This window comes from Coprococcus sp. ART55/1 (assembly GCF_000210595.1).
GTDB lineage: Bacteria > Bacillota > Clostridia > Lachnospirales > Lachnospiraceae > Coprococcus > Coprococcus aceti.
Genome location: NC_021018.1, coordinates 2,848,078 through 2,854,451, shown reverse-complemented (window position 1 = coordinate 2,854,451; position 6,374 = coordinate 2,848,078). Strand labels below are relative to the sequence as shown.

At 44.5% G+C, this 6,374-nt stretch carries 7 protein-coding genes; all 7 read left to right on the top strand.

Annotation, left to right across the window (positions count from 1 at the left end; translation table 11 throughout):
• A partial coding sequence (locus tag CCU_RS12860; protein ID WP_256364703.1) for a purine-nucleoside phosphorylase occupies positions 1 to 783 on the top strand: 783 nt, incomplete at its 5' end.
• A gap of 15 nt (positions 784 to 798) precedes the next feature.
• Positions 799 to 1,281 carry a ribonuclease HI gene (gene rnhA / locus CCU_RS12855; RefSeq protein ID WP_015534960.1) on the top strand — a complete coding sequence of 161 codons (483 nt, stop codon included), beginning with the start codon at positions 799 to 801 and terminating at the stop codon, positions 1,279 to 1,281.
• Between the two features lie 17 nt (positions 1,282 to 1,298).
• The gene (locus CCU_RS12850) at positions 1,299 to 3,725 is read left to right on the top strand and encodes a homocysteine S-methyltransferase family protein (RefSeq protein WP_015534959.1); all 2,427 of its coding nucleotides are present in this window, start codon (positions 1,299 to 1,301) and stop codon (positions 3,723 to 3,725) included.
• A gap of 186 nt (positions 3,726 to 3,911) precedes the next feature.
• Positions 3,912 to 4,388 carry an acetolactate synthase small subunit gene (gene ilvN / locus CCU_RS12845; RefSeq protein ID WP_015534958.1) on the top strand — a complete coding sequence of 159 codons (477 nt, stop codon included), beginning with the start codon at positions 3,912 to 3,914 and terminating at the stop codon, positions 4,386 to 4,388.
• A gap of 70 nt (positions 4,389 to 4,458) precedes the next feature.
• Positions 4,459 to 5,484 carry a ketol-acid reductoisomerase gene (gene ilvC, locus CCU_RS12840; RefSeq protein ID WP_015534957.1) on the top strand — a complete coding sequence of 342 codons (1,026 nt, stop codon included), beginning with the start codon at positions 4,459 to 4,461 and terminating at the stop codon, positions 5,482 to 5,484.
• Positions 5,485 to 5,687: 203 nt separating this feature from the next.
• Entirely contained in the window at positions 5,688 to 6,185 is a 498-nt protein-coding gene (gene greA / locus CCU_RS12835; RefSeq protein WP_015534956.1) for a transcription elongation factor GreA, read from the top strand.
• Positions 6,186 to 6,194: 9 nt separating this feature from the next.
• Positions 6,195 to 6,374: anti-sigma factor family protein (locus tag CCU_RS12830; protein ID WP_208896261.1), on the top strand; the 180-nt coding region annotated here is incomplete at its 3' end.

Here is a 6,374-nt window from a genome sequence, read left to right as displayed (position 1 = left end):
TCGTATTTGAGACATGCGATAGGAGATGTTCCTGATATAGCCTTTATCCTGGGCAGTGGTCTGGGACATATGGCGGACGTTATTGAGAACCCTGTGTATGTGGATTACGGAGATATTCCACATTTTCCTGTATCTACAGTAGCAGGACACAGAGGCCGCTTCGTATACGGATGTATCCACGGGAAAAAGGTCCTTATCATGCAGGGACGGGTCCATTATTATGAAGGATACGATATGAGCCAGGTTGTTATGCCTGTCCGTGTCATGGGGCTGCTTGGTGTAGATAAACTTCTGCTCACAAATGCTGCAGGCGGAATATCTGAGAAGCTTGAGTCGGGCGATATCATGATGATAAGTGATCACATTTCAACATTTGTACCATCGCCACTCATTTGCAGTTACTATAATAAATTGGGTGTGAGATTTCCCGATATGACACATGTCTACGATGTGGAGCTGAATAGCTATATCAGAGAAGCATTTGCTGAAAATGATATTGATTTCAGGTCGGGTGTATATATTCAGGTCACCGGTCCTCAGTATGAGACTCCTGCAGAGATAAGAATGTTTGCGGGAATGGGGGCAGATGCAGTTGGAATGAGCACTGTATGTGAAGCCATAGCTGCAAGACATATGGGAATGCGTGTCGCAGGTCTTTCCTCAATATGCAACAAAGCTGCAGGCCTCGGCGGAGAGCTTTCGCACGAGGAGATCATTGCGGCGGGCGATGAAGCGTCAGGAAGACTTGTTCGTATCATAGACTCATTTATACAGAAAATATAATTATGGAGATCATATATGGATGTAATATTGTACACTGATGGATCTGCCAGAGGCAATCCAAATGGACCTGGTGGATATGGCGCTGTTCTTCAGTTTATCGATGCAAAGGGACAGCTTCATGAGAGAGAATACAGCCAGGGATATATAAAGACAACAAACAATAGAATGGAGCTTATGGCGGCGATAGTCGGGCTTGAGGCTCTTATAAAGCCATGTAATGTGAAATTGTATTCAGATTCACAGTATCTGTGCAACGCATTTAACCAGCACTGGATAGAGGGCTGGATCAAAAAAGGCTGGAAGCGCGGCAAGAATGAACCGGTCAAAAACCGGGATCTGTGGGAACGTCTGCTTGCAGCAAAAGCACCACACAACGTGGAATTCCTGTGGGTCAAAGGTCATGCCGGCAACTCTGGAAATGAGAGATGTGACATGCTGGCAACAGCAGCCGCAGACGGCGATGGAAAAATAACTGATGAAGGTCTGGATCAGGCCTGAGTACGAGGAGATAAGACATGAAAAAGACAGATTTCAGAAAACTGTTTGATGATAAGATACTTATACTTGATGGAGCCACAGGAACAAATCTTATGAATGCAGGCATGCCTCTTGGCGTGTGCCCCGAGAAATGGATACTTGAACATCCACAGATAATGTTTGACCTCCAGGTTGCATATCTGAACGCCGGCACAGATATTCTGTATGCTCCAACCTTTACATGTAACAGGATAAAACTCAACGAGTATGGGCTTGCCGATGACCTTGAGGACATGAACAGAAGACTTGTAAAATTGTCTAAGGAAGCGGTCAAGGCTGCAGGCCATGGCCTTGTGGCGGGCGATATCACCATGACCGGCGAGATGCTCTATCCTATGGGAAAACTGAAGTTTGAAGAGCTGGTCGACGTGTATAAGGAACAGATAAAGGTCATAGACGAGAGTGGTTGTGACCTGCTTGTGGTCGAGACCATGATGAGCCTCGCTGAGACCAGAGCTGCGGTTATTGCGGCAAATGAAGTGTCAGATCTCCCTATAATCGCCAGCCTTACATTCAACGAGGATGGACGTACCCTGTATGGAACCGATCCTGTGACAGCAGTAAATGTTCTTCAGAATCTTGGAGTGGCAGCTATAGGTGTAAACTGTTCCACAGGCCCTGATAAGATGGTCGAGCTTGTTAGACAGATGAAGAGTATCGCATTTATCCCTGTATTTGCAAAGCCGAACGCCGGAATGCCGGAGCTTGTAAATGATAAAAGCGTATATCGGATGACCCCTGAGGAATTTGCTGAAGATATGAAGATGATAATCGAGGCAGGGGCCGGAATGGTTGGTGGCTGTTGCGGTACGAGACCTGAACACATAAAGGCTCTTGCTGATATGGCTTCCAAGATGCCTGTTCCTGAGATAAGTTCAGAGCATGTCAGATGTATATCATCTGAGCGTTCATCTCTCATAATAGATCTGGATGCTCCGTTTAAGGTTGTTGGAGAGAGAATCAACCCGACTGGAAAGAAGAAGCTTCAGGCTGAGCTCAGGGAGGGATCTCTTGAGCTTGTCATGAATATGGCCGAAGAGCAGGTAGATAAAGGCGCTTCAATACTTGATATCAATGTCGGTATGAATGGTATCGATGAGAGAGATATGATGCTTAAGGTAGTATATCAGGTATCGCAGGCTGTAAACCTTCCGTTATGCCTTGATTCCAGCTCACCAGAGGTACTTGAGGCGGCACTTCGTATCTATCCGGGACGTGCGCTTGTCAATTCAGTATCCCTTGAGAAGGTGAAGATGGAAGAGATACTGCCTCTTGTAAAGAAGTACGGAGCTATGTTTATTCTTCTTCCTCTGTCGGATAAGGGGCTTCCGGAGAGTCCACAGGAGAAGGAGGACATAATCAACACGGTGCTTGGCACTGCGTATGAGATGGGATTTACGAAGAATGATGTGGTTGTGGACGGACTTGTTGCAACGGTCGGTGCCCAGAAGGACGCTGCCATCAACTGCCTGAAAACCATAAACTACTGTTATAACAACGGACTTGCAACCATCTGTGGTCTGTCCAACATTTCATTTGGACTTCCTGAGAGAATGTTTGTAAATACAGCATTCCTCACCATGGCTATCTCTCGTGGACTTACGATGGCTATAGCAAATCCTTCCCAGACCATGCTCATGAATGCTGCATTTGCTTCTGATATGCTGCTTTTCAAGGAGGAGAGCGATGTCCGTTATATTGAGAATGTCAAACCTCTTGAGCTTGCCTCACCGGGAGCAGGTGCATCCGGCGGCAAAGCAGGATCTGATCTGGAGGGAAAAAGCCAGATATACATAGATGTTCTCAAGGGAAATAAGAGATCAATACTTGACGATGTACACGCTGTGCTTGACAGCGGAGCTGATCCCCAGTCCATCATAGATAACGATCTGATAGGTGCGATAAATGAGGTTGGACGACTCTTCGAGAAGAAAAAATATTTCCTGCCACAGCTCATATCAAGTGCTGAGACCATGGAGATGGCGATAGGTGTTATAAGTCCACTTGTTCTGAAGGACAAGGACAGCTCTGATATGCCTACCATAGTCGTGGCGACAGTTGAGGGCGATATACATGATATAGGTAAGAACCTCGTGGTTCTTATGCTCAGGAACTATGGATTTAATGTTATAGATCTCGGCAAGGATGTTCCTTGTGATGTGATAATACAAGCGGCAAAGGATAATAACGCCAGCATAATCGGACTGTCAGCCCTCATGACAACCACCATGGTCAAGATGAAGGATGTTGTTGAAGCTGTGAAGGAGAATGGCCTGGACAGTAAAGTTGTTATAGGCGGTGCAGTTATAACCGAGAGCTACGCCGAGGAGATCGGTGCGGATGGATATTCCGAGGATGCGGCAAACTGCGTGGTTGTAGTCAAGAATCTTCTGGGCATAGAGTAAATATTTGGAAAAATCCGGATATCTCACTATAAGTTTTGGGGTATTTGTAAATACACAACAAAAATTATCAGAAATAACAGATAAAAATAATTACAAAATTCACGTTATAAATTGACATTAAAGTGGTTTATAACTATAATAATTTAGTACATTTTAAAGAGACGAGTTGAAAGGTGGTACATATAGATGGGTAATATTGTTTTGTCACTGCTTGTTGACAACACATCGGGAGTTTTGAGCAGAGTGTCAGGACTGTTCAGTAGAAGAGGTTATAACATTGACAGTGTGACAGTAGGAGAGACTGAGAATCCCGCTTATTCCAGAATGACTGTTGCAGTTAGCGGCGATGAAGCCAGCCTTATCCAGATCAAGAAACAGCTCAACAAGCTTGAGGATGTAGTGGATATAGTGGAGCTTGAGCCTGGCAAGTCTGTATGCAGAGAGCTCGTTCTTGTCAAGGTTAAAGCGAATCCGTCCGAGAGAAAGGATATTATCTCGGTTGCAGATATTTTCAGAGCGAATATAGTTGACGTTTCCAAAGATTCGGTTATTATAGAACTTACGGGAACAACAACCAAGTGTGAGGCGTTCCTCAGACTGCTCGATGGACATGAGATAGTTGAGCTTGTACGCACAGGTCTCACAGGTCTCATCAGAGGTTAATACGTTTTTAATTATCCAAGTGGTAGTTAATATATAAGTCATTTTATACATATTTAGGAGGATTAAAGAAATGGCAGAAGCAAAGATTTATTATCAGCAGGATTGCAATCTTTCATTACTTGATGGAAAGACAATCGCAATCATAGGATATGGTAGTCAGGGTCATGCACATGCCCTCAACGCTAAGGAGTCAGGATGCAATGTCATCATCGGTCTTTACGAGGGAAGCAAGTCATGGGCTAAGGCTGAGGCACAGGGATTTAAGGTATACACAGCCGCTGAGGCTGCAAAGCAGGCTGATATAATTATGATTCTTATCAACGATGAGTTACAGGCAGATATGTACAAGAAGGATATCGAGCCAAACCTTGAGCCAGGTAACATGCTTATGTTCGCTCATGGTTTCAACATTCACTTCGGTTGTATCAAGCCACCAAAGGATGTTGACGTAACAATGATCGCTCCAAAGGCACCTGGACACACAGTACGTTCAGAGTACCAGGCAGGAAAGGGTACACCTTGTCTTGTTGCTGTAGAGCAGGATGCTACAGGTAAGGCACTTGACCTTGCACTTGCATATGCACTTGCAATCGGTGGAGCAAGAGCCGGCGTTCTTGAGACAACATTCAGAACAGAGACAGAGACAGACCTCTTCGGTGAGCAGGCAGTCCTTTGTGGTGGTGTTTGTGCACTTATGCAGGCTGGTTTCGAGACACTTTGCGAGGCTGGTTATGATCCAAGAAACGCATACTTCGAGTGTATCCATGAGATGAAGCTTATCGTAGACCTTATCTACCAGTCAGGATTCGCTGGAATGAGATATTCAATCTCTAACACAGCAGAGTACGGTGACTATATAACAGGTCCTAAGATCGTTACAGCAGAGACAAAGAAGGCTATGAAGCAGATCCTTAAGGACATCCAGGATGGTTCATTTGCTAAGGAGTTCCTCCTTGACATGTCACCAGCAGGACGTCAGGTTCACTTCAAGGCTATGAGAAAGCTTGCTTCAGAGCATCCATCAGAGAAGGTTGGAGAGCAGATCAGAGCACTTTATAGCTGGAACAACGAGTCAGACAAGCTTATCAACAACTAATTTCTGGTTATATATTTAAACGTATACACTTTACCCGGTAATTACTGCATGCAGTGGTTGCCGGGTATTTTTTTTGAGGACCGTATCCGCACTGGATACAGGCAGCCGCTATGATAACCAGTGCAGCAACACCTCATTTTACTTTGAATGGATTTTGTGATAGTATATATAAAGTATTGCGTTAGATTTGGAGGCGTATCGATATGGGTAAGCAGCTTACAAAAAAAGACATCGAAAAGATGGAACAGGAGATCGAATATAGAAAATGTGTAGTCAGGAAGGAGAAGCTTGAAGCCGTAAAGGAGGCCAGAGCTCAGGGGGATCTCAGTGAGAATTTCGAATATTATGCAGCAAAGAAAGACAAGAATGCCAATGAGCGAAGGATCAGATATCTGGACAGGCTTGTCAGGACTGCAGATATAATAGATGATACTTCAGCAGACGATGAGGTTGGAATTGATAACACGGTAACCGTTTATTTTGAGGATGACGACGAGGAGGAAACATACAGAGTTGTCACAAGCGTTCGTGCTGATGTGCTTGACGGAAGGGTGAGCAACGTATCACCTATAGGCAGGGCGATCATGGGACACAAGGTTGGCGACAGAGTCCAGGTCGTTCCAGAGAAAGGTGAACCGTATTATCTAGTCATAAGAAAGATTGAAAACACACAGGATGATGGATCATTTGAGATTAACTAGGTGGATCATATGAATTGTTTGGAAGCACAGTCAAAGATAATGGCGTTTATTGAGAATAAACTCCCTGACGATGAACTCAGAGAGTTTATTAAGCATGTCAGATCATGCAAAAACTGCTATGAAGAGCTGGATATCTATTACACGCTTATAGTTGGTATGAAACAACTGGACGAGTCTGATAATATATCT